Here is a 22881-nt window from a genome sequence, read left to right on the forward strand (position 1 = left end):
CATGCTTTCGCCGCCGAAACCCTGCCAAGCCTTGCATCCGGGCGGCCTCCCTGAGAGCCGCGATCCCGTGAAGCGAGCGCAGGATACCCAGACGCGATGGCGCATAGTCCGACCCCGACCCGCCCCCCCTCGCGCAAGGGGCTGTTCCTCCTCTACATCCTGCTCGCCGTGCTGGTGACCGCCTGGTCGCTCGGCTGGTTCTACATCCGCCACCGGGCCACGACTGAGATGGACGCGTGGCTCGCCCGGGAAGCCGCCGACGGACGGAACTGGACCTGCGCCGATCGCAGCATCACGGGCTATCCGTTCCGGATCGAGCTGCGCTGCGCCTCCCTGGCCTTCGATCGCTCCGACAGCCGCTTCACCCTGGGGCCGGTCACCGCCGTGGTGCAGGTCTACCAGCCGCGCCAGGGCATCCTCGAGGTCGGCGGCCCGTTCCACGTGGAACAGGGCGACCTGACGGCGGATGCCACCTGGACCTCCCTGGAGGGCAGCTTCCACGGCGCCTCGGATGGCTTCGTGCGGGCGTCCCTGGTGGCGAACGACGCCAAGGGCTCCGTGCGCGGCGCCGGGGCGGACCCGATCGACTTCGACACCGGGCACTTGGAATTCCACGCCCGCCCGACGCCGGGGCGCTTCGCCTCCGAGGGGGCCGTCGACACCAGCCTGCGGGTGAACCGGATCCGCCTGCCCCTGGCCGACGCGGCGCTCGGCAACGTCGATCCGGCCGATCTCGCCCTCGACGCCACGGTGAACCGCGCCACCGCCCTCGGTACCGGCACCGTCGCCCGGGAGCTTGAGGATTGGCGTGCGGCCGGCGGCAGCCTGGACCTCGCTCTGCTGTCGCTGGCCAAGGGCGACCGCCGGCTCCAGGCCAAGGGACGGCTCGACCTCGACGCGCAGCACCGGCCGCAGGGCCAGCTCGACCTGCGCGCGGCCGGCGTCGAGGCCCTGGTCGGTCAGGTCATGGGACAACGCTTCGGCGCGGAAAAGGGCGCGCTCATCGGCAGCCTCGTGGGCCAGCTCATGGGCCGGCGCACGCCACCCAGCGCCGAGGCGGGTGTGGCGGCTTCGGCCGACGATGCCCTCAAGCCCCTGCCGCCCCTGCGGCTTGGTGACGGGCGGGTGACGCTCGGCCCGTTCCCGATCCCCGGCGTGCAGCTGCCGCCGCTCTACTGAGAGGCCGGATTCCGGGCCGGCGGCGCTTCAGGCCGCCGGGTCGTTCGGCCGGCCGCGGCCGAAATCGGCCTCCGCCGTCTCCTGGCCCATGGCGACGATGCCGCGGCGGATGGCGCGGGTGCGGGTGAACAGGTCGTGCAGGGCCTCGCCATCGCCCCAGCGGATCGCGCGGGCCAGCGCTGCCAGATCCTCGTTGAAGCGCCCCAGCATTTCCAGCACCGCGTCCTTGTTGGTCAGGAACACGTCCCGCCACATGGTCGGGTCGGAGGCGGCGATGCGGGTGAAATCGCGAAAGCCGCCGGCCGAGAACTTGATCACCTCGGACTGGGTCACCGCCTCCAGGTCGGCGGCGGTGCCGACGATGTTGTAGGCGATGAGGTGCGGCACATGGCTGGTGATCGCCAGGACGAGGTCGTGATGCTCCGGCGTCATCGTCTCGACGATGGCGCGCAGGCCCTCCCAGAAGCGCTGGACCCGGGCGGTCGCCGCCGGATCGGTGTCCTCGGCCGGCGTGAGGATGCACCAGCGCCCGGAGAACAGGGTCGAGAACCCCGCATCGGGACCGGAATACTCGGTGCCGGCCACGGGATGCGCTGGCACGAAATGGACGCCCTCCGGCAGGTGCGGCGCCACGGCCGCGACCACCGAGGCCTTGACCGAGCCCACATCCGACACGATGGCGCCGGGCTTCAGGTGGGGTCCCATGATTTCGGCGACCGCGCCGACGGCGCCCACCGGCACGCACAGGATGACGAGGTCGGCCTCGGCCACGCCGGTCGCGAGGTCGTCCGTGACCGCGTCGGCGAGGGCGAGCGCCCGCACCCGCTCCAGCACGCCGGGATCGCGGTCGACGGCGACGATGCGCCGGGCCAGGCCGTAATGCCGGGCGCCGCGGGCGATCGAGGAGCCGATCAGCCCGAGTCCGACGATGGCCAGGGTGTCGATGCCTGGCGTGTCGACGCTGGGAATGTGGACGTCGGGCGTGTCGATCTCAGGCGTCGTGATGTCAGGCACCGGTCTCGCCCCGCACGAAGGCCGTCAGGGCGTCGAGGAAGGCGGCGTTGCCGGCCTCGCCCCCGATGGTGACCCGCAGGGCGTGCGGCAGCCCGTAGGACGAGACCCGGCGGGTGATGACGCCCCGGGCGGACAGGAAGGCATCGGCCGCCTCCGCGCTGCGCCCCGGCTCGTCGGGGAAATGGATCAGGATGAAGTTCGCCACGCTCGGCGTCACCGTGAGGCCGAGCCCCTGCACCGCCTCCGTCATCCGGGCGAGCCAGGTGTCGTTGTGGGCGACAGCCGCCGCCACGTGCACGTCGTCGGCGATGGCGGCCGCCCCCGCGGCGATGCCGGCGCCCGACAGGTTGAACGGCCCCCGGATGCGGTTGACCGCGTCGACCACCTCGGCGGGACCCACCATCCAGCCGATGCGGAGCGCCGCCAGGCCGTGGATCTTCGAGAAGGTCCGGGTCATCACGACGTTGTTGGCCTCGAGCACGAGGTCGAGGCCGGCACTGTAATCGTTCGCCCGCACGTACTCGGCATAGGCCCCGTCGAGGACCAGGAGGACGTTCGGCGGCAGGCCCGCATGCAGGCGCCGGACCGCGTCGAAGGGCAGGTAGGTGCCGGTCGGGTTGTTGGGGTTGGCGAGGTAGACGATCCGGGTGCGCGGCGTCACGGCCGCCAGCAGGGCGTCGACATCGGCCCGCAGGTCGCGCTCCTTCACCACCACGGGCGTGCCGCCGGCGGCCAGGATGGCGATCCGGTAGACCAGGAAGCCGTGCTCGGTGAACACGCCCTCGTCGCCGGCGCCGAGATAGGCATAGGCCAGGAACGACAGGAGCTCGTCCGAGCCCGCGCCGCAGACGATGCGGGCCGGATCGAGGCCGTAGCGGGCGGCGATCGCCTCGCGCAGCACCCGCGACGTGCCCTCCGGATAGAGTTCGAGCTTGGCCGCTTCCGCCCGCATCGCCGCCACCGCCTTCGGGCTCGGACCCAGCGGCGTCTCGTTGGAGGAGAGCTTGTGCACCGTGCCGAGGCCCGGCGCGCCACTCTTGCCCGGCACGTAGGCCTCGATGGCGAGCACGCCCGGACGCGGCACCGGACGCGATGGCGCGGCGGATGACGGTGAGGGGGAAGACAGTGTGTCGGAAGACATCGTGTCAGAGGACATCGGAGCAGAAGACCTGAAGGCCGCCGGGGCTGGGCTGGCGTCCGTCTAACAAAGCTTGCCCGGCTTTGCGAGCATCGGGCGTTCCATCCCGACCCCGCATATCCCTGCCCCGCCAAATCCCGGCCCCGCCAAATCCTTGCCCCACCAAATCCTTGCCCGGTCGAATCCCGGCGGGAGGGCGACCCGGGTTTCACGCGCGCCGGAGTCGCCTCAGGCGGCCGCGATCTCGGCGAGCAGCGCCTCGGATACGGTGAGCCCCTCCGTTCGCGCCCGCGCCCGCAGGGCGAGGCGCCGGCTTCCGGGCAGGCGGGCGCCGTCCTGCGCCTCGATCGATTCGGCCAGCAGGGCGAACCGCGATCCCGCCTCGGCCGAGAAGGCGCCGGCATCGAGGGCGATGAGGAGCTGGCCCGTGCCGGGCGGGTCGCCGGCCGCGTCGAGGAACGAGGAGGCTTCGCCGGCAAAGCGCGCCCCCACCAGCCCGGCCGCCAGGATCTCGACCATCAGCGCCAGGGCGGTGCCCTTGGCCTCGCCCAGGGGCACCATGGTGCCGGCCAGGGCCGCGTCGGGATCGGTGGTGGGCCGGCCCTCGGCGTCGAGGGCCCAGCCCTCGGGAAGCGTCTCGCCGCGCCGGCGGGCGGTCACGATGGCGCCCCGCGCCACCTTCGAGAGGGACAGGTCGATGACGATCGGGGCCCGGCCCGGCACCGGGGCCGCGAAGGCGATCGGGTTGGTGCCGAAGACGGCGCGCGCACCGCCCCACGGCGCCATCGCGGCGGGCGTGTTGGCGAACAGGAGGGCGACGAGGCCCTGTTCGGCCAGGGCCTCCACCGGGCGGCCGGCCGCGCCGCAATGGTGCGAGCGCCGGATGCCGGCGGCGGCGATACCCTGGGCGCGTGCCATCGCGGGCAGATGGGCGACGGCGGCATCGAGGGCCGGATAGGCAAAGCCGTGCGCGGCATCCACCGCGAGGAGGCCGGGCCGGGGGGTCTCGACCGCGACCTCGGCCCGCCCCACGACCTTGCCGGCGCGGACCTGCGCGGCATAGGCCGGCACCCGCGACAGGCCGTGCCCCGCCAGGCCGTCGGCCTCGGCCCCGACCAGGGCGCGAGCGGTGCTCTCCGCCGCCGCCGGACCGGTGCCGCAGCGGACCAGCGCCTCCGTCACGCAGGCGTGGGCGTTCTCCAGGGTGAGGATCGGCATGGCCGTGACGGTCTCCGTCGGTGCGGGGGGCGGCGACTGTCCGAAAACGCTTCGGACCCGAAAAACGCCTCGGACCCGAAAAACGCCTCAGACCCGGAAACGCGCGGCGTGGCTGCCGATCTCGTCGAGGGCTTCCGGCGCGGCCCCGGCGCGGGTGAGCGCCTCGTGCAGCTGGCGGGCGCCGACGCCGCCCGGGACGGCCAGGAGCAGGCCGTGTCCGTCGCCGCGCGGGGCGCGGGCGACGACCTCGCCGTAGAGATCCTGCAGGGCTCGGGCGGCGTCCGGCTCCCAGGCCGCGACGCGGGTGGCGTGCAGGACCCAGTCGCGCTGGGCTGCGGCCGGGTCGTCGAGGGGGTTCGACACCACGAAGACCGGGGTGCCGGCCGGGTGGGTGGGGCGCTCGATGAAGGGCAGGCGGGCGATGACCTTGGGGCGGCCCTCCCCGACGAGGCCCTCCCACCAGGGCGCCGCGTCGGAGGGGGCGCCCGAGCCGTCGGGATCGAGGCGGAAGACGCCGAGGTCGCCGCGCGAGGCCGCCACCGCCTCGATCACCGCGAGGCAGGTCGGGTGCGGCCGATAGGGCACCGTGAAGCCGAAGTGGAAGCGGGCGGAATCGCGCATCGGCGCGTCCCCGCCGGAGATGTCGGCATGCACCGAGAACGGCGCCTGCACGTAGGTGAAGGTGGCGATGATGACCCGCCAGATGCCCTCCACGGTGTCGAGCGGCAGCAGCCCGCGATGGCGCTCGGCCACCCGCCGCATCATCGAGGCCTCGCGTCCCGGCCGGAAGGCCGAGCCGCTGGCCGAGGTGCGCTTGACCGTAATCAGCCGGTCGATGATCGATCCGCGCTGGATCAGCAGGGCATGCATCTCGGCGTCGATCCGGTCGATCTCGGCACGCAGGTCGCCGAGGTTGTCGAGGGGCGGCGCGGGTCTCGTGGTGAAGCGCATGCGGGGCTCGCGCGGGTGCGGAGGTGAAGGAAACGACCGGCGGCGGGGTCTCGCCGCCCCGTCACCGCCGCCCGGTCTACGATCGCGCGGGCCGAAGGGCCAGAGCCGAGCGTTGCAGCAGAGCCCTTTCGTTGACGCGTGAGGGGCCGCACACTACCTCAAAGCCACGAGACGCATGGTCCCTGCGCGAATGCCATACCGGCCTTCGCCGCTCCTGCCCTCAGGGATCGCCGCGCCGCCTCCTCCAACCCGTTCATGCCCTAACCCGTTCATGCCCATGTCGCTGGATACCGCCATCAAGCCAGGCACGCCGGAAGACGAACCGGCGCGCGCCGATGGCATGGGTGCGGAGGGGTCGCAGGCCCGCGAACCGCAGGGCCTGGTGGCGCAGTTCGGCCGGGACGAGCCCCTGGCGATGGATGCCGGCGTGCAGCTGGCGCCGTTCCAGATCGCCTACCGGACCGCCGGCACCCTGAACGCCGACCGCTCCAACGCCGTCCTGATCTGCCATGCGCTGACCGGCGACCAGCATTTCGCCCACACTCATCCGGTGACGGGCAAGCGCGGCTGGTGGGAGACCCTGGTGGGGCCGGGCAAGCCCGTCGACACCGACCGCTACTTCGTCGTCTGCTCGAACGTCGTCGGCTCCTGCATGGGCTCCACCGGCCCGGCCTCCCTCGACCCGGACACCGGCCGGGCCTACGGGCTCGACTTTCCCCTGGTGACCATCCGCGACATGGTCCGCGCCCAGGCGATGCTGCTCGACCGGCTCGGCATCCGCGACCTGTTCCTCTGCATCGGCGGCTCCATGGGCGGGATGCAGGTGCTGCAATGGGCGGCGAGCTACCCCGAGCGGGTCTTCGCCGCGATGCCGATCGCCACGGGTCCGCGCCATTCGGCGCAGAACATCGCCTTCCACGAGGTCGGGCGCCAGGCGATCATGGCCGATCCCGCCTGGGCGGAGGGGCGCTACCTCGAAGTCGGCAGCCGCCCCGCCAAGGGACTCGGCGTCGCCCGCATGGGCGCCCACATCACCTACCTGTCCGAGCCGGCCCTGCACCGGAAGTTCGGCCGGCGCTTCCAGGGCGGCTCGGCGCCGACCTTCTCGTTCAACGCCGATTTCCAGATCGAGAGCTACCTGCGCCACCAGGGCCTCAGCTTCGTCGAGCGCTTCGACGCCAACGCCTATCTCTACCTCACCCGGGCGATGGATTACTTCGACCTCGCTGCCGACACGGGCGGCGTGCTCGCCAACGCCTTCAAGGGGACGAAGACCCGGTTCTGCGTGATGTCCTTCACCTCCGACTGGCTGTTCCCGACCTCGGAATCCCGCGCCATCGTGCACGCGCTGAACGCCGCCTCGGCCCCCGTCGCCTTCGTCGAGGTGGAGAGCGACAAGGGCCACGACGCCTTCCTGCTCGACGAACCGGTGATGTTCGCCGCCGCGCGCGGCTTCATCGACGCCGCCGCCCGGGCCCGCGGCCTGTGACGCGGCCGGACATGTCCGCCCCCCGGCCCTGGGAGACGGCGCAGACGCTGCCGCGGGCGGAAGCCGGCAGCACCCGCGTCGATCACCTGGTGGTGCTCGATCTGGTGCCTCCGAATGCCCGGGTGCTCGACATCGGCTGCGGCGACGGAGCCCTGCTGGCCCTGCTGCGCGACCGGCGCGGCGTCGACGGGCGCGGCATCGAACTCTCGCGCGAGGGCGTGAATGCCTGCCTCGCCCAGGGCCTGCCGGTGATCCAGGGCGATGCGGACACGGATCTGGCGAACTACCCCGACGACGCCTTCGACGTGGTGGTCCTGTCCCAGACCATCCAGGCGACGCGCAATCCCCGCATCGTGCTGGAGCACCTCCTGCGCATCGGGCGCCAGGTGATCATCTCGTTCCCGAATTTCGGCCATTGGCGGGTGCGCTCGGAACTGGCGCTGCGGGGGCGGATGCCGGTCACGGCCCTGATGCCCGAGGAATGGTACGAGACCCCGAACATCCACCACTGCACCATCCGGGACTTCGTCGGCCTGTGCCGGACGGTCAATGCCGAGATCGAGAAGGCGACCGCCCTCGACGCGCGGGGCCGGCCGATGCGGTTCTCGATGCCCTGGTGGGTGTGGAACCTGATGGGCGCGCAGGGCGTGTTCCTGCTGCGCCGCCGCGAGGCCGGTGCCGGACCTCCGGCGGCCTGAAACGCGCAAATCCCTGTTGCACGCCCTGTTGCACGTGAAAACCCCCGGCTCGTCCGGGAGTCTCAGGGCTCACGCCGGATGATCAGGCTCGCGACCTCGTAGGTCACCTGCGCCCCACCGGCCTCGAACCGCCGCAGCACCCGCCGCAGGGCGCCCGGAGAGAGCGGCGTCCCCGCTCCCGGCGTGCCGGCCCCGATGGCCCGCAAGGCCCCCAGGAAGGCGCGGCCATCGGCGTGGGATTCGCCGAGGGGCTCGGTCGAGACCGCGAGGGTACAGCCGGGAATGGTCAGTGCCGCCAGATCCGCCCGGGTGGGATAGCGCGGCGTCGCCGCCTCCAGGCCGAGGGCGGCGTGGGCCGCCCGCCACTCGGCGAAGGTGCCCGAGGCCAGGGTCGCCACCGCCAGCAGGCCGCCGGGTGCCAGCAGGCCGGCGAGGCGGGCCAGCGTGCCGGCGAGGTCCTCGAACCATTGCGCCGCCAGGCTGGAGGCGATGAGATCGAAGCCGGGTGCCAGGCAGGGCCGCTCGGCATCCATCACGCAGAGGCGGAGGGCCTGCGCGCGGCTGAGCCGCGTGCGGCAGCGCAGGATCATGGCGGGCGCGAGATCGGTGGCGAGGAGGGACCCGTCCGGGAAGGCCCGGTGCAGGGCGCCGGTCAGCAATCCGGTGCCGCAGCCGACCTCGAGGATGCGTGGCGCGGGCGCCAGCGGCGCGGCCGCGATGCGCGCCGCCAGCCGGTCGGCGACCAGGGCCTGGATCGCCGCCGCGCCGTCATAACCCTCGGCCCCGTTGAAGGCCCGGGCCACAGCCTGCTTCCAGGAACGCATCGGGGTGATCGGTGAGAGGCCGGGCGGGGAAAGGCCGGCGCTGGCGCCGGGACGGGGTCGATTCACGGCGTTCTTTCCGGAGCTAAGCTGCCAGCGCCCGCTCGATCATCCGGGCCACCGCGAGGGCGCGGCCGTCGTCGCCGAAGCGGGCGATGATCTGGACGCCCAGCGGCAGGCCGTCGCCGGGGACCGGCACGGTCACGCAGGGGACGCCGATCAGGGTCCAGAGCCGGTTGAAGCGGGCGTCGCCCGTGGTGCCGAGGCCGGCCGGGGCCCGGCCCGGGGCGGACAGGGTCAGGATGACGTCGATCTCGCCGAACAGGTCCTTGAGGACGCGCCGGGCGCGGTGCGCGCTGCGGCGGGCCTCGTCGTACTGGGCGGCGACGAGGGTCTGCGCGGCGTCGAGCTGTTCGCCGAGCTCCGGACTGAGATGCGCGCGGTGATGAGCGTATTCCCAGGCCAGGGCCTGGCGCGCCTCGTAATCCTGGATGACGGGATGGCGGGCCCAGGCCTCGGGCAGCGGCGCCGGCAGGGTCAGGTCCGCGACCCGGGCCCCGGCGGCTTCGGCCGCGCGGGCGGCGCGGTCGAGGGCGGCCAGCGCCGCCGCGTCGGGGGCCGCGGCGAAGCCCTGCAGGCACAGGCCGATGCGCGGGGCGGGCGCGTCGTCGCCGAGATCCAGGGCCGGCCGGTCCGCGATCAGGCTCAGGGCCTGGGCGATGTCGGCGATGCCGGCGCCGAACAGCCCAAGGGTGTCCAGCGCCCACGAGAAGGTCTTCACCCCCACCGTCGGCAGGAGGCGGAACGAGGGCTTGATCGCCGCGACGCCGCAGAAGGCCGCCGGACGAATGACCGAGCCGCCGGTCTGGGTGCCGAGCGCCAGGGGAACCATCCCGGCCGCGACGGCCGCGGCCGAGCCGGCCGAGGAGCCGCCGGGGGTGTGGCCGCGATCGCGCGGGTTCACCGTCGCGGTCGGGTCGTGGCTCGCGAAGGGCGAGGTGGTGGTCTTGACCAGCGGCACCGCCCCGAGCGCCCGCAGCCGCGCCACGATGGCGGCGTCCGCCTTCGGCTGCCAGCCGGCATAGATCGGCGACCCCATCTGGGTCGGCAGGTCGGCCGTGTCGATGATGTCCTTGATGCCCACCGCGATGCCGGCCAGCGCTCCGGTTTCAGAGATCGTCGGCTTGGGATTTCGGCTCACGATCGCCCCGATGCCGGGGTCGTGGGCCGCGATGGCGGCCTCGGCGAGACGGATGGCGCCGGCGGGATCGAGATGACCGGCGGCGATGCGGGTGCGGAGATCGACGAGGGACAACATGGAGGCTTGGTCCCGTCTCGAAGCGCCGCTGTCAACACCCGTCCACAGCCCACGGGTTCCGCGCCGCATCGTTGACGCATCGTTTACGCAACGCTGCGCATCGTCCGCATCATGTGGCGTAGCGTATTCGCGTTCTCGGCCCTGACGCTGTTCGGCGCGGGCCTCACCGGCTGTGCACTCAACAAGTTTGAGCAGCGCGAGCCCTGGCGTGACCAGACCGAGCAGGCCTGCAACGCCAAACGTCTCGTGGAGACGACGGAGTTCGTCACCCCGTCCAAGGAGATCAGCGGGCCGGGCGTCTGCGGGATGCTGCAGCCCTACCGCGTCACCCGCCTCGGCAAGGGCACCGTGGCCCTCAAGCAGCGCGTGACCCTGGCCTGCCCGGCGCTGGCCGAGGCCGAGGCCTGGCTCGCCGACACGATCCAGCCGGCGGCCAACCTGTATTTCGGCCAGCCCGTGGCCGAGATCAATGCCGGCACCTATGCCTGCCGGGGCCGCAACAACCAGGCCGGCGCCAAGCTCTCCGAGCATTCCTTCGGCAATGCCGTCGACATCATGTCGTTCAAGCTCGCCGACGGCTACGTCATCACGGTGAAGGGCGGCTGGCGCGGCACCGAGGCCGAGCAGGGCTTCCTGCGCGAGGTCTTCCTCGGGGCCTGCGCCCGGTTCTCCACCGTGCTGGCGCCGGGCTCGAACGTGTTCCACTACGACCACATCCACGTCGACCTCGCCCGCCACGATCCGCGCGGCTTGCGCCGCATCTGCCAGCCGCTGATCAAGTTCGTGCCCCAGCTCGGCGGCGACGGCGTGCCGCGCGCCACCGCCCGGCCGCGTCCGCCGGAGCGGCTGCCGGCCCCGCCGCAGGCCCCGATCGACGTGGAGGAGGACGATCCCTACGGCGTGACGCCGATGTCGGCCCGCCAACCCGCCCGGGCGCCAACCTCTTCGCCGGCCTCGCAGCTCGCCCGGGCGCCGGCCGCGCCGATGCGCTCGCCCCCGGCGGCTGTTGCCGCCGCGTCGCGCCCGGCGGTTGCGCGCGTCCCGGGCTCCCGCGTCGCGGCCGCCCTGCCGCCGCATGAATTCGAGGCCGAGCCGCTCTCGCTCGCCGCCCCGGGTTCGGCCGGTCCCGGCCTCGCCGAACCGATCTACTGACGGCTCGAAACGTCGTGTGACGCGGGGGGACCGCTCGCTCCTGATATGCTTCCCGCGTGATACGCTTTCCGCCTGATCAGGTGTGCCCGGCGAACCCCAGGGCGCCCGGAAAACGACGGCGCGGCCGGCGCCGTGCTTGACAGCGCCGAGCCAGGCGCCATCGTCCGGGCAAGCTTCACGGACTCCAGCGGAACAAAGACGCCGGCATGCGCCCGAACCCCCTCTCCACCGCCTTCGCCCTCGGTCTCGTCCTGGCGGGCAGCCTTCAGCCGGCGCTCGCCCGTTCCGGCCGCGAGGAGATCACCCCCGCCGAGGAGCGCGAGTTCAACTACGAGGCCGACATCCCCGGCTGCCAGGCCCCCGAGGTGCTGGAGCGACTCTCGTCGCACTTCGCCGAGAAGGAGACGAAGTTCTGGAACTCGTCCCTGACCATCCTGCGCTACGAGCACATCGAGCGCACGGCGTGGCGGCCCTGGGGCCTCGACTACGTTCCGCGCCGCTTCTGCAGCGCGGTCGCCACCACCTCGGATGGCATCCGCCGCAAGGTCGATTACTCCGTGCGCGACGGTCTCGGGATCATCGGCGCCGATTGGGGCATCGAGTTCTGCGTCCACGGCCTCGATCGCAACCTCTCCTACGCCTATTCCTCGGCCTGCCGCGAAGCCCGTCCGTGAGCCCTGTCGCCGGGCCTTGGGCGCGCGCACGCGGCGCCTTGGCGGGCCTGACCCTGGCGCTGATGGCGTCGCCCGCGCTGGCCCAGGGCTTCGAGCGCGGCGGCACGCCGGGCTCCTTCGACTTCTACGTCCTGGCCCTGTCCTGGTCGCCGACCTATTGCGAGGGGCCGGGCGCCCGGCGCGAGGCGCAGGGCCAGTGCCGGCCGGGACGCGGCCTCGGCTTCGTCGTCCACGGCCTGTGGCCGCAATACACCCGCGGCTATCCGGCCAACTGCTCCTCCGTCGAGCGCTCGCCGACCCGGCAGGCGATCGCGGTGGCGGGCGAGGTCTATCCGAGCGAGGGCCTGGCTCGGCACGAGTGGCGCACACACGGCACCTGTTCGGGGCTCGACCCGGTCTCCTATTTCCAGGCGGCGCGCGACGCCCGCGCGGCGGTGACCATTCCGGATGCCTTCCAGGCGCCGGAGCGCGATACGCGGCTGGCGCCGATCGAGATCGCCCGGCAGTTCGTCGCGGCCAACCGTGGCCTGCGCCCCGACATGATGTCGGTCACCTGCCGGAGCGGCCAGCTCCAGGAGGTGCGGATCTGCTTCTCCAAGGATCTGCGCGGCTTCACCCCCTGCCCCGAGGTGGCCCGCCAGAATTGCCGCTCGGGCGAGGTTGCCATCGACGCCGCGCGCTAGAGGATGGCGCGATCCCACCCCGCGCCGGAGCGCCGGGGGCGGGGTGAGACAGACCCGGACCCCATGAATTACCGCCACGCCTTCCACGCCGGCAATTTCGCCGATGTCCTGAAGCATCTCGTGCTGAGCCGGGTGCTGGCGCATCTCTGCCTGAAGCCGACGGGCTTCCGGGCGATCGACACCCATGCGGGCCTCGGCTTCTACGACCTCACCGCCGACGAGGCCGGCCGCACCGGCGAGTGGCGTGACGGCTGGGGTCGCCTCGACACGCCCTTCCCCGAGGCCGTGGAAGCCCTGCTCGCGCCCTACCGCGCGGCTGTGGCGGCGGTGCGGGAGCGGCACGGGGCCGACACCTATCCGGGCTCGCCCGCCCTGATCCGGGAGTTCCTGCGCCCCACCGACCAGGGCGTGTTCGTGGAATTGCATCCGGCCGATGCCGAGACCCTGCGGCTGCGCTTCAATCAGGATTCCCTGTCGAAGGTGATGCATCTCGACGGCTGGACGGCGCTCAACGCGCTGATCCCGCCCCCCGAGCGCCGTGGCGTGGTCCTGATCGACCCGCCCTACGAGGAGCTGGGCGAGATCGACCGCCTCGGGACCGCATTGGCCCGCGCGGTCGCCAAGTGGCCCACCGGCATCTATCTCGGCTGGTACCCGATCAAGGACGTGGCCAAGGTCGACCACATGGTGGCGCAGCTCGACCGGGTTCTGACCCGCCCGGCCCTGCGCCTCGACCTCCTGGTGTCCGAGCCCGATCCGACCCGGCTCAACGGCAACGGCCTCATCGTCATCAACCCGCCGTGGCGGCTCGCCGAGGAGGCGACGTTGTTCCTGCCGGCTCTGGCCGAACGCCTCGCCCGCACCGATTACGGCGCCTTCCGGTGCGAGGCCTTCGGCGCCGAGGCCTGAAGTCCCGGCGCTTCAGGCGAGCAGGCGCCCCTCCAGCGGGAACACCTTGGCGGGGTTCATCAGCCAGTGCGGGTCGAAGACGTTCTTCACCCGCATCTGCTGCTCCAGGTCTTCCTGGGCATACTGGAAGCGCATCAGCTCACGCTTCTCGATGCCGACGCCGTGCTCGCCCGTGAGGCAGCCGCCGACCTCGACGCAGAGCTTCAGAATCGCGTCGCCGGCCGCCTCCGCCTTCTCCATCTCGCCCGGCGTGTTGATGTCGAACAGGATCAGCGGGTGCAGGTTGCCGTCGCCGGCGTGGAACACGTTGGCGACCCGCAGGCCCTTCTCGGCGCAGATCGCCCCGATCCGCTCCAACACGCCGGGGAGCTGGCCGGTGGGGATGGTGCCGTCCATGCAGATGTAGTCCGAGATCCGGCCGGTGGCGCCGAAGGCGGACTTGCGGCCCTTCCAGATGGCGGCGCTCTCGGCCTCGGATTTCGAGACCCGGATGCTGGTCGGGTTGTAGTCGCGGGCGATGGCCTCGATGCGGGCCAGCATCGCCGTGCACTCGGTATCGGAGCCCTCGACCTCGATGATCAGCATGGCCTCGGCGTCGCGCGGATAGCCGGCCTGGGCGAAATCCTCGGTGATCAGGATCGCCTCGCGGTCCATGTACTCGATCGCCACCGGGATGATGCCGGCGCCGATGATCGCCGCCGTGCAGGCGCCCGCATCCTCCACCGAGCCGAAGCCGACGAGGGCCGGGCGCGCGCCCTCCGCCGCCCGCAGGATGCGCACGGTGGCCTCGGTGACGATGCCGAGCTGCCCCTCCGAGCCGCAGACGAGGCCGAGCAGGTCGTAGCCGGGCGCGTCGAGATGGGCGCCGCCGATCTCCACCACGGTGCCGTCGTTCATCACCAGGGTGACGCCGAGCAGGTTGTTGGTGGTGACCCCGTATTTGAGGCAGTGCGCGCCGCCGGAATTCATCGCGATATTGCCCGCGATGGTGCAGGCGAGCTGGCTCGACGGGTCGGGCGCGTAGAAGAAGCCCTCGTGGCTGACGGCGCCCGAGATGGCCAGGTTGGTGATGCCGGCCTCGACGCGGGCGGTGCGGTTCTCGAAATCGATCGCCACGATGCGGTTCATCTTCGAGACGCCGAGGATCACCGCGTCCTCCTGCGCGATGGCGCCGCCGGCCAGCGACGTGCCGGCGCCGCGCGGCACCACCCTGACGCCGTTGGCGTGGCAGAACGCCATCACGGCCGAGACCTCCGCGGTGGTCGAGGGCAGCACCACGGCGAGCGGCATCTTGCGGTAGGCGGTGAGCCCATCGGTCTCGAAGGCGCGGCGCTCGTCCTCGGTCGTCACCAGCGCCTCGGGCGCCACCAGCGGCCGGAGGCCGGCGATGATCGCGTCGCGGCGGGCGACGATGGCGGCGTCGGGCACGGGAAAGGCGATCGACATGGGGCGCTCCTCGCGATGGATTCGTCTTCAGCCTGCGCTCAGGTGCGTCGGTCTAGACCGATCATCCGGAACGCGGAGAGGCGACGATTGTCCGGGATCTTAAGGCAACGGAACGACAACCGCACCCGGGGATCGGCTCTTCGAGAACCGGAGGAACGAAAACTCTGCCGTGAAGCTTCGTTTCGTCGCAGACACCCTCGGCGGAGTCCGCACGTTTCCAGTCTCAATCTGTTCTAAATCGTCAAGCTCTGCCATAAGCAAGGCGGCTTCTGCCGCCCAACGGAGGAAAACAACCATGCGTCACCTCATCCTCGGCGCCGCGCTCGCGCTTCTGCTGCCGCTGTCGGCCCAGGCCCAGGAGGCCGGCGACGCCGCTGCCGGCGAGAAGGCCTTCGCGCCTTGCAAGGCCTGCCACGCCTTCGGCAAGAACGGCGTCGGCCCGGATCTCAAGGGCGTCGTGGGCCGCAAGGCCGGCACGCACGAGGGCTACAACTACTCGGCCGCCCTCAAGGGCTCGGGCATCACCTGGGACGAGGCCAACCTCAAGGAGTGGCTGAAGGACCCCAAGGCCAAGGTGCCGGGCAACAAGATGGTCTATCCGGGCCTCAAGGACGACAAGAAGCTCGCCGACGTGATCGCCTACCTCGGCACTCAGAAGTAAGCACCCCGGACCCGGCCTCGAGGCCGGGCCACCCGGATGCTCCGGAGAGCCGGTCCCGCTGGAACGCGGGACCGGCTTTCTTCGTCTCGGGGACCGTGTCGTCGGATCAGGGCGCCGGGCTGGCACCGGGGGCGTCGGTCGCCCTCTCGGTCGCGAGCGCGTCGTGCAGCGAGGCCCGAAGCTGAACCAGGGTGTCGAGGAGGGCGCGGCGCCCGTCGACATCGAGGCCGGTCATGCCGCCGGCGAGTCCCGGCACGCATTCCATGCGGGCGCGCAGGGCCCGGCCGGTCGCCGTCAGGAAGATGCTGACTTGGCGCTCGTCGGCCCGGTCGCGGGCGCGCCGGACATGGCCGGCCCCCTCCAGGCGCTTCAGCAGCGGCGTCAGGGTGCCGGAATCGAGGAACAGGCGCTGCCCGATCTCCTTGACCGTCAGTCCCTCCTCCTCCCACAAAACCAGCAGCACGAGATATTGCGGGTAGGTCAGGTCGTGGCCGCTCAGCAGCGTGCGGTAGGCGCGCCCGAAGGCATGGGCCGTCGCATAGACGGCGAAGCAGAGCTGGCTGTCCAGGCTGAGGGCATCCGTCGTGTCCGAAGCCGGGATGGGCTCCGGGAGCGTGCGGGTCTGCCGTCCCGACATGATGAGGCTTTCCTTCGCGCTGCGCATCGCACCGAAGCCGACGCGATATCATGGTCTTATGCAAATTTCATATTGCGCACAATCAAGTCCTATGCGAGGAAATAACTAGATTGCGCGCAATCGAAAACGTCGAAGCGGGACCGCGCCCGATCCGTTCGTCCGAGCTTCAGGAGAGATACCCATGAAGGCACTCTACACCGCCCACGCCCATGCCACCGGCGGCCGTGAAGGCTCCGCCGCGACCGACGATTCCAAGGTGGACGTCAAGCTCTCGACGCCGAAGGAGCTTGGCGGCGGCGGTGGCGCCGGCACCAACCCGGAGCAGCTCTTCGCGGCCGGCTACGCCGCCTGCTTCCTCGGCGCGATCAAGTTCGTGGCCGGCAAGGACAAGATCCAGGTCTCGGAGGAGTCCAAGATCGAGTCCAGCGTCGGTATCGGCCCGCGCGACGACGGCACCGGCTTCGGCCTCGTGGTGGCCCTGAAGGCGACCCTGCCGGGCCTCGACCGGGCGGTGGCCGAGGATCTGGTGAAGCGCGCCGACGTGGTGTGCCCGTACTCGCACGCCACCCGCGGCAACATCCAGGTCGACATCTCGGTCGCCTGATCGCCGGTCCGGGTGGCCCTCCTGTTCAAGCGTGCAGGCTCGGCGCGGCTCTCCTCCCCCCCCTCGTGGGGAGGAGTTTGGAGGTGGGGGTGGTTCCGCGCGCCTCAGCCGGCAATGGGTCACCCAACCGCTCCCACCGCTGCCCCCTCCCCACAAGGCGGAAGGGGGACACGCGGCGATGTCGCGACCCTGGATAGGCGAAGCCCGGGGCCTCAGAAGTGGCGCCCCAGGACCTCGCGCACCCGCTCGACCATCTCGGCCACCGGCACCGAGAACTGGGCCGGGCGCGCGGCCTTCCACTCGGCGTTGCTGGTGATGGCGGCCGCGGCCTTGGCCCCCTCGATCAGGTCCTTGATCTGGACCTCGCCGGCCTCGCGCTCGTTCGAGCCCTGGATGATGGCGCACGGGCTGCCGCGCCGGTCGGCATATTTCATCTGCGCCTTCATGCCCGAGCCGCCGAGATAGAGTTCGGCCCGGATGCCGGCCTCCCGCAGGGACGCGACGAGGCGCTGGTAATCGGCGATGTTGTCCCGGTCGAGCACCAGCACCACCACCGGGCCGGGCTTGGCAAGGCCGTCCAGGAGCGGGCTCTTCACCAGTTGCAGGGCCGAGAACAGGCGCGAGACGCCGATGGAGAAGCCGGTCGCCGGCACCGGCTCACTGCGGAAACGCCCCACGAGGCCGTCGTAGCGGCCGCCGCCCGAGACCGAGCCGAAGCGCACCACCTGGCCTTCGTCGTTGGTGACCGGGAAGGTCAGCTCCGCCTCGTAGACCGGGCCGGTGTAGTATTCGAGCCCGCGCACCACGGAGGGATCGATGCGGATGCGGGCGTCGTAGCCGGCCGCGGCGAACAGGGCGGCCATGTCGGCGAGTTCGCGCATGCCCTCCAGCCCGATGGCGCTGCCCGCCAGGGAGGTTTCGAAATTCGCCAGCGTGGTGGCGGTCTCGGCCGGGGCCGATCCGGGGCCGGTCCAGCCGGTGAAGGCGAGCACCCGGCCGATCGCCTCATCGGCCAGGCCGGCGCCCTTGGTGAAGTCGCCGCTCTCGTCCTTGCGGCCGGCGCCCAGCAATTCGCGCACGCCGGCATCGCCGAGGCGATCCAGCTTGTCGATGGCGCGCAGCACGGTCAGGCGCTGCCCGGCCTTGTCGGGACCGCTGAGCCCGATCGACTCCATCAGCCCGTCGAGCACCTTCCGGTTGTTGACCTTGACCACGTACTGCCCGGTGAGCCCGAGCTTCTCCAGGGTGTCGGCCATCAGCATGCAGATCTCGGCATCGGCCGCCACCGAGCCGGCCCCGACGATGTCGGCATCGAACTGCATGAACTGGCGGAAGCGGCCCGGACCCGGCTTCTCATTGCGGAAGACGTAGCCGGCGCGAAAGCTCCGGTAGGGCTTGGGGATCGCGTCGAAGTGCTCGGCCACGTGGCGGGCCAGCGGCGCAGTCAGGTCGTAGCGCAGCGACAGCCAGGATTCGTCGTCGTCCTGGAACGAGAACACGCCCTCGTTCGGCCGGTCGAGGTCGGGCAGGAATTTCCCCAGCGCCTCGGTGTACTCCACGAACGGCGTCTCCAGCGCTTCGAAGCCATAGAGCTCGAAGCTCCGGCGGATCGTCTCCAGCATGCGGTGCTGGGCGGCGATCTCGTCCGCGCGCCGGTCGACGAAACCGCGCGGCAGGCGCGGCTTCAGGGTGTCGGCCTTGTTCGAGTCGGCCTGGTTGGAATCGGCCTTGTTGGAATCGGCCTTGGCCATGGGATGCGTGTCCGTCGGGGCTGTTCGGGGTCCCGGGGGCTCTATCGCGGGCGGCGGGGAGCGGCAAGCGCGCAGGCCCCGGCAGGGATGCGCGTCAGAGTTTCAGGGCCAGGAGGGCCGCGAGGCTGAGGAGCGCGATCGGGATCTGGACCGGGCGCAGGCGGGCGAAGAACAGGGGCGCCTCGCCCCGTCGGGCCGCGATCGGGTCGAGCACCGCGATCGCCCCGAATCCGACGAGGAGCAGGACCAGCGCGGCCACCGCCTCGTCCAGGATCGCCAGCGCCAGGGCGACGAAGCCGAGACTGAACAGCCCGATCATGGTGGCCATCTGGGTGAGGGTCGGCCCGCCCTCGGTGCGAAAGCTGAGTCCGCGGCGCACGCCCGACAGGAACAGCAGGATGGCGCAGCCCCACAGGAGGGTCAGGAGCAGGGCGGCCTCGCCCAGGGTGTCGCCGGGCCGGACCCAGGCGATGACGGCGCCGACCACGAAGGGCAGCATCGGGCCGTAGCCGAACACGATGCTGAGCCAGGGCACGGCGCGCGATTCGGTGACCTGGAAGGTTCGGCCGTCGGGTCGATCGTCCATCGTGTCTTCGCTCCAGAGCTGAGTCCGCGCCGCCCGGAGCCTGCGCGCCGCCAGGGCCTCCTCGCCCAACGGAAGCGGACCGGCGCCGTTCCGCCGGGTGGCGATCGGCGCCGGAGCGACGCGGCGATCAGGCGCCGTGCCGGTCGGCGTCCGGCTCGGTCACAGCCTTTGCCTCGCCCTTCGCTCCGCCCTTCGCCGCGCGGCCCCGGCCCTCGCTGGTGGTATCGAGCCACAGAACGAGGCCGAGGGCGACGAGGGCGGGTGCCCCCAGCGCCAGGAAGGCGCCGGTCCAGCCCAGCATCGCCTGGGCGAGGCCGCCGTACCAGGCCGAGAGGGCGCCGCCGATGCCCTGGAGGGCGTTGAGGGACCCGAGCGCCGTCTGGGTCCGTCCGGAACCCCAGGTCAGGTCGGCGACCACCACCGGCACCGCGACGCCGATGATGCCCGAGGCGACGCCGTCGAGGATCTCGGCGGAGATCAGCCACAGGGGATCGTCGATGAAGGCCGAGAGCACGGCGCGGACCGGCAGCACCGCGCAGGCGGCGATGAGGAGCTGGCGCCGGCCGCGCCGGTCGGCGAGCGATCCGGCGAAGAGCGCCACGGGGATCATCACCAGCTGCGCCACCATGACGTACCGGGCGGTCCAGCTCGTGGCGTCGACCGCGGTGGCCACCAGCTTCTGCCCGAGCAGCGAGAGCATGCCGCCGTTGCCGAGGTTGAACAGCGCCAGCGCCACGGCCAGCACCAGGAGCTTGCGGTTGGCCACGATGCTGCGCAGGCCGGCGCGCTCCGGTGTGTCGTCCGCATCCTCCTGCCAGCCCACGGCCCGGCGCTCGCTGTAGCAATGGCCCGGCGTCGTCAGCGTCGCCGCGATGGCCAGCACCGCCATGCCGCCGAGCACCCAGAAGGCGATGGCGGGGCCGAACCAGCCGGTGCCGAGGCTGATGCCGCCGGCTGCCAGCAGGATGCCGAGGTGGTTGAAGGCTTGGTTGCGGCCCTGCTGCTTCGGGAAGCGGTCCTTGCCGACGATGCCGAGAGTCAGGGCCGTGACGGCCGGGAGCAGCAGGGTGCCGCCCGCCGCCGCCATCATCTGCGCGGCGAAGACCGGGAGGACGCCCCGCGCCGGCAGCAGCAGCAGGGTGCCGCACAGGATGGCTCCGCAGGCCAGGGCGATCAGCAGCCGAGGCCGGCCGAGGCGGTCGACCAGGGCGCCGAAGGGGCCGCTGAGGAGGAGCGAGCCGATCCCCGCCAGGGTGGTGACGAAGCCGATCCGCGAAGGACTCCAGGCGGCGGATTCCGCGAGCCAGGTGCCGAGGAACGGGCCGAGCCCGCCCTGGATGTCGCCGGTGAAGACGTTGATCAGGGCGAGGTGCTGGGTGGCGAGCATACGCGTCCGGGGCTGGGGCGATCCGCCGGCGCCTCGGGGTCCGAACGCGCCACGGCGCAGGTCGGCCGGCCGTCATGGCGGCCGCGACGAAACGGGACGTGAGTAACGGCCAAGCCCGTTCTTCGATCCAATTCCGGTCTCGTCTTGATTCAGGCCTTGTGCCGTTTCAGGCTTGGTACCGTTTCAGGCTTGGTGCCGCCCCGGGGTCCGGTCGTGATTCGGCCCGGCCGCGCGGCCGCCCACCGGAGTGCGGGGAATTGCGGCGAGCCGGCGGCCGAAACCCTGCGCGTGATCGTTGGCGGCGCGGTCGAAGACCGAGGCTCGGAAGGAGCACGGCTGCGCGGGTCCGGGGTCAGCGACGTGGTGCGGGCGCCGTGCGTCCGGCATGCGATCGCATCCTTCGAGGGGCTCGCGAGTCCGGCGGTGGAGCCGGACCGCGCCGGTCACGTCGCGGGCTGCCACGCCGAATGGGTGCGGCGCGACGGTCGCTATAACAATCCAGGGATGTGCGATGCGGCGACGATGCAACGTGTGGCAGCCGCCCGCATCGACCGGCCAAGGGGCCGGCGGATGCGGGACGATCAGATCCTCAGGAGGCGAGCGGTCCGGTCGCGCCCTGGGCCTGCGATTCCATCGCCTTCTGGCGGTAGAGGCCGACGAAGTCGATCGGATCGATGTACAGGGGCGGGAAGCCGCCGTTGCGCACGGCCTCGGCGACGATCTGGCGTGCGAAGGGGAAGAGCAGGCGCGGGCATTCGATCATCACGGCCGGATGCAGCTGATCCTCCGGGATGTTGCGCATGCGGAAGATGCCCGAATAGGTCAGCTCGAAAGCGAACAGCACCTCGCCGGCGATCTTGGCATCGCCCTCCAGCGTCAGGTCGACCTCGAAGTCGAACTCGGCGATCTGCTTGGCGTTGACGTTCACCTGGATGTTGATCTGCGGACCGGTCTCCTGCGGCTGCAGCGAACGCGGCGCATTCGGATTCTCGAAGGAGAGATCCTTGCTGTACTGCGCGAGCGCGTTGATCGTCGGCGTTCCGTCGTCGGGCTGCGCCGTGGCGCCACTGTTGCCGTTCGGGTTCGGAGTGTCGGCCATGGCGTTCTGTCCTCTTCCTGGGTCTTCGGTCCGCGGCGGGGCGACATCTTGAGGGGGCGCGGCCTCGGACAGCGGTGCTCCCGGCCCCCGGAACCGGGTCGACCGGCCTGCGCACCGGCACGCCCTCGCCGCCCGGCTGGCGCGATAGCGCGCTATCACGCGCGCTCGCAGGGGACAAGGCGAAGGCGGGTTCGGCCCGGCCCGGACGACCTGACCCCGGACAACCCGACCGTCCGAACCCCTCGGGACAGCCCGGCCGGGTCAAGGCGGCGCAGGCGCGCGCCCTCACCTGGAATCGGCGCACCGGATATCCATATCTCCGCATCGAGAGGCGCCGAGCCGGCCCGCGGCTTGCGCGAGACCCGGCGAATGCGCGACATGGGCGGATATGCGCGACCGGGGTCGAGCGTCTTCCGGCTGAACGGATCTCGGCGGGATGCGGCTCGGTTCGGCGCGTTCCGGTCGAGCGCGACTCGGACAGACACGTCAGCCGAGGAGCCGGGCCGGGTTTCCAGAGCCCCGGGAAGTAACGTATTCGTGCCACGGCCACGATCGGATCGGTAATGCAGGACTCCTTCGACTTGACGACCCTGATCTTTCTCGCCCTGGCGGTCTTCGTCATCTGGCGCCTGCGCTCGGTGCTGGGTCAGAAGACCGGCACCGAGCGCTCGCCGTTCAAGCCGGTGGACCGCAGCCGCACCGAGCCGCCGGCCGCGCGCGGCGAGGCCGACAACGTGGTGCGGCTGCCGGGCGCCGACCGGGCCCAGCCGCCGGCCGATCGCGGCCAGAGTGCGGTGAAGACCGATGTGCGCGACTGGCGCGGCATCGCCGAGCCCGGCTCGGCCATCGCCCACGGCCTCGAAGCCATCGTCCAGGTCGAGCCCGCCTTCGATCCGCGCGCCTTCGTGGAGGGCGCCCGCAGCGCCTACGAGGCCATCGTGATCGCCTTCGCGAAGGGCGACCGCAAGACCCTGCGCAGCCTGCTCTCCCGGGAGGTCTGCGAGGGCTTCGAGCGCGAGATCGATGCCCGCGAGGCGCGCCGCGAGTCCGTGGAAACCACCTTCGTCTCCCTCGACAAGGCCGAGATCGTGGCCGTCGACGTCAAGAACCGCGTGGCCCAGGTCACCGTGCGCTTCCTCTCCCACCTCATCACCGCCACCCGCGACGCGCAGGGCCAGGTGACGGATGGCAGCGCCGAAGCGGTGGTGGAGGTGCCCGACGTCTGGACCTTCGCCCGGACGCTCGGCGCCCGCGACCCGAACTGGCAGCTCGTCGCCACGGAAGCCGGCGCCTGAGCCGCCCGGTCGCCAAGGTGCCCAAGGTACCCGAGCGCGCGTGACCCGGTTCTCCCGTCCAGCGGCGGCTGTCCTCGCCGCCCTCAGCCTCCCCTCCCCCGGCTCGGCCGCCCCCGCGGCCGAGCCGTTTCGCGTGGGCGAGTCGTCTCGGGTGGGCGAGTCGTCTCGGGT

23 protein-coding genes are annotated in these 22881 nt (G+C 71.7%); 10 read left to right on the forward strand and 13 right to left on the reverse strand.

What is annotated here, in order from left to right; genetic code table 11:
* The first annotated feature begins 96 nt into the window (after positions 1–96).
* Entirely contained in the window at positions 97–1179 is a 1083-nt protein-coding gene (locus J7U37_RS13080; RefSeq protein WP_247635993.1) for a DUF2125 domain-containing protein, read from the forward strand.
* A 27-nt stretch (positions 1180–1206) separates the two neighbouring features.
* On the opposite strand, the gene J7U37_RS13085 is transcribed toward J7U37_RS13080, so the two are convergent.
* From J7U37_RS13085 to J7U37_RS13100, 4 genes are all read right to left on the reverse strand, one after another.
* Positions 1207–2148: a prephenate/arogenate dehydrogenase family protein gene (locus tag J7U37_RS13085; protein ID WP_247636011.1), complete on the reverse strand. Its 942-nt coding sequence runs from the start codon at positions 2146–2148 to the stop codon at positions 1207–1209.
* A 37-nt stretch (positions 2149–2185) separates the two neighbouring features.
* A complete protein-coding gene (locus J7U37_RS13090) occupies positions 2186–3334 on the reverse strand; it encodes a histidinol-phosphate transaminase (protein ID WP_247635994.1) in 1149 nt (382 codons plus the stop codon).
* A gap of 225 nt (positions 3335–3559) precedes the next feature.
* Entirely contained in the window at positions 3560–4549 is a 990-nt protein-coding gene (locus J7U37_RS13095; RefSeq protein WP_247635995.1) for an Ldh family oxidoreductase, read from the reverse strand.
* Between the two features lie 87 nt (positions 4550–4636).
* Positions 4637–5500: a chorismate mutase gene (locus J7U37_RS13100; RefSeq protein ID WP_056187475.1), complete on the reverse strand. Its 864-nt coding sequence runs from the start codon at positions 5498–5500 to the stop codon at positions 4637–4639.
* A 340-nt stretch (positions 5501–5840) separates the two neighbouring features.
* Here J7U37_RS13100 and J7U37_RS13105 point away from each other — a divergent pair, with 340 nt between their 5' ends.
* Together J7U37_RS13105 and metW are read left to right on the forward strand one after the other, a co-directional pair.
* A complete protein-coding gene (locus tag J7U37_RS13105) occupies positions 5841–6989 on the forward strand; it encodes a homoserine O-acetyltransferase (protein WP_247636012.1) in 1149 nt (382 codons plus the stop codon).
* Positions 6990–7000: 11 nt separating this feature from the next.
* Entirely contained in the window at positions 7001–7687 is a 687-nt protein-coding gene (metW, locus tag J7U37_RS13110; protein WP_056188009.1) for a methionine biosynthesis protein MetW, read from the forward strand.
* A 62-nt stretch (positions 7688–7749) separates the two neighbouring features.
* Here the strand turns inward: metW and J7U37_RS13115 are convergent, their stop codons facing one another.
* Together J7U37_RS13115 and J7U37_RS13120 are read right to left on the reverse strand one after the other, a co-directional pair.
* Positions 7750–8577 carry a methyltransferase domain-containing protein gene (locus J7U37_RS13115; RefSeq protein WP_247635996.1) on the reverse strand — a complete coding sequence of 276 codons (828 nt, stop codon included), beginning with the start codon at positions 8575–8577 and terminating at the stop codon, positions 7750–7752.
* A gap of 16 nt (positions 8578–8593) precedes the next feature.
* Complete coding sequence (locus J7U37_RS13120) at positions 8594–9826, reverse strand: amidase (RefSeq protein WP_247635997.1); 1233 nt, start codon at positions 9824–9826, stop codon at positions 8594–8596.
* Positions 9827–9937: 111 nt separating this feature from the next.
* Between J7U37_RS13120 and J7U37_RS13125 the strand changes: the two genes are divergently transcribed.
* From J7U37_RS13125 to rlmJ, 4 genes are all read left to right on the forward strand, one after another.
* On the forward strand, positions 9938–10978 hold the full coding sequence (locus J7U37_RS13125; RefSeq protein ID WP_247635998.1) for an extensin family protein: 1041 nt from the start codon (positions 9938–9940) through the stop codon (positions 10976–10978).
* 206 nt (positions 10979–11184) lie between these two features.
* Positions 11185–11652, forward strand: a complete 468-nt coding sequence (locus tag J7U37_RS13130) for a hypothetical protein (protein ID WP_056188007.1) — start codon at positions 11185–11187, stop codon at positions 11650–11652.
* Between the two features lie 62 nt (positions 11653–11714).
* A complete protein-coding gene (locus J7U37_RS13135) occupies positions 11715–12335 on the forward strand; it encodes a ribonuclease T2 (protein WP_056188004.1) in 621 nt (206 codons plus the stop codon).
* A gap of 63 nt (positions 12336–12398) precedes the next feature.
* Positions 12399–13244, forward strand: a complete 846-nt coding sequence (gene rlmJ / locus J7U37_RS13140) for a 23S rRNA (adenine(2030)-N(6))-methyltransferase RlmJ (protein WP_247635999.1) — start codon at positions 12399–12401, stop codon at positions 13242–13244.
* 12 nt (positions 13245–13256) lie between these two features.
* Here the strand turns inward: rlmJ and J7U37_RS13145 are convergent, their stop codons facing one another.
* Positions 13257–14690, reverse strand: coding sequence for an FAD-linked oxidase C-terminal domain-containing protein (locus J7U37_RS13145; protein WP_247636000.1), 1434 nt, complete (start codon positions 14688–14690; stop codon positions 13257–13259).
* Between the two features lie 295 nt (positions 14691–14985).
* Between J7U37_RS13145 and J7U37_RS13150 the strand changes: the two genes are divergently transcribed.
* A complete protein-coding gene (locus J7U37_RS13150) occupies positions 14986–15351 on the forward strand; it encodes a cytochrome c family protein (protein WP_056187453.1) in 366 nt (121 codons plus the stop codon).
* Positions 15352–15457: 106 nt separating this feature from the next.
* Here J7U37_RS13150 and J7U37_RS13155 read toward each other — a convergent pair whose 3' ends face one another.
* The gene (locus J7U37_RS13155; protein WP_082504156.1) at positions 15458–15988 is read right to left on the reverse strand and encodes a MarR family transcriptional regulator; all 531 of its coding nucleotides are present in this window, start codon (positions 15986–15988) and stop codon (positions 15458–15460) included.
* Between the two features lie 181 nt (positions 15989–16169).
* Between J7U37_RS13155 and J7U37_RS13160 the strand changes: the two genes are divergently transcribed.
* The gene (locus tag J7U37_RS13160; protein WP_056187450.1) at positions 16170–16592 is read left to right on the forward strand and encodes an organic hydroperoxide resistance protein; all 423 of its coding nucleotides are present in this window, start codon (positions 16170–16172) and stop codon (positions 16590–16592) included.
* 212 nt (positions 16593–16804) lie between these two features.
* On the opposite strand, the gene hisS is transcribed toward J7U37_RS13160, so the two are convergent.
* The 5 genes from hisS to secB all read right to left on the reverse strand — a co-directional run bounded on the left by hisS (position 16805) and on the right by secB (position 21415).
* The gene (gene hisS / locus J7U37_RS13165; RefSeq protein WP_247636001.1) at positions 16805–18343 is read right to left on the reverse strand and encodes a histidine--tRNA ligase; all 1539 of its coding nucleotides are present in this window, start codon (positions 18341–18343) and stop codon (positions 16805–16807) included.
* Positions 18344–18437: 94 nt separating this feature from the next.
* On the reverse strand, positions 18438–18929 hold the full coding sequence (locus tag J7U37_RS13170) for a DUF3429 domain-containing protein (RefSeq protein WP_247636002.1): 492 nt from the start codon (positions 18927–18929) through the stop codon (positions 18438–18440).
* A 127-nt stretch (positions 18930–19056) separates the two neighbouring features.
* Positions 19057–20316, reverse strand: a complete 1260-nt coding sequence (locus J7U37_RS13175; RefSeq protein ID WP_247636003.1) for an MFS transporter — start codon at positions 20314–20316, stop codon at positions 19057–19059.
* 183 nt (positions 20317–20499) lie between these two features.
* A complete protein-coding gene (locus tag J7U37_RS13180) occupies positions 20500–20703 on the reverse strand; it encodes a hypothetical protein (protein ID WP_247636004.1) in 204 nt (67 codons plus the stop codon).
* Positions 20704–20905: 202 nt separating this feature from the next.
* Positions 20906–21415, reverse strand: a complete 510-nt coding sequence (secB, locus tag J7U37_RS13185; protein WP_056187442.1) for a protein-export chaperone SecB — start codon at positions 21413–21415, stop codon at positions 20906–20908.
* Between the two features lie 563 nt (positions 21416–21978).
* Between secB and J7U37_RS13190 the strand changes: the two genes are divergently transcribed.
* Positions 21979–22710 (forward strand): Tim44/TimA family putative adaptor protein, encoded by a 732-nt coding sequence (locus J7U37_RS13190; RefSeq protein ID WP_247636005.1) that lies wholly within the window; start codon positions 21979–21981, stop codon positions 22708–22710.
* Positions 22711–22881: the final 171 nt, after the last annotated feature.

It is taken from the genome of Methylobacterium sp. 37f (genome assembly GCF_023093475.1).
Lineage (GTDB): Bacteria > Pseudomonadota > Alphaproteobacteria > Rhizobiales > Beijerinckiaceae > Methylobacterium.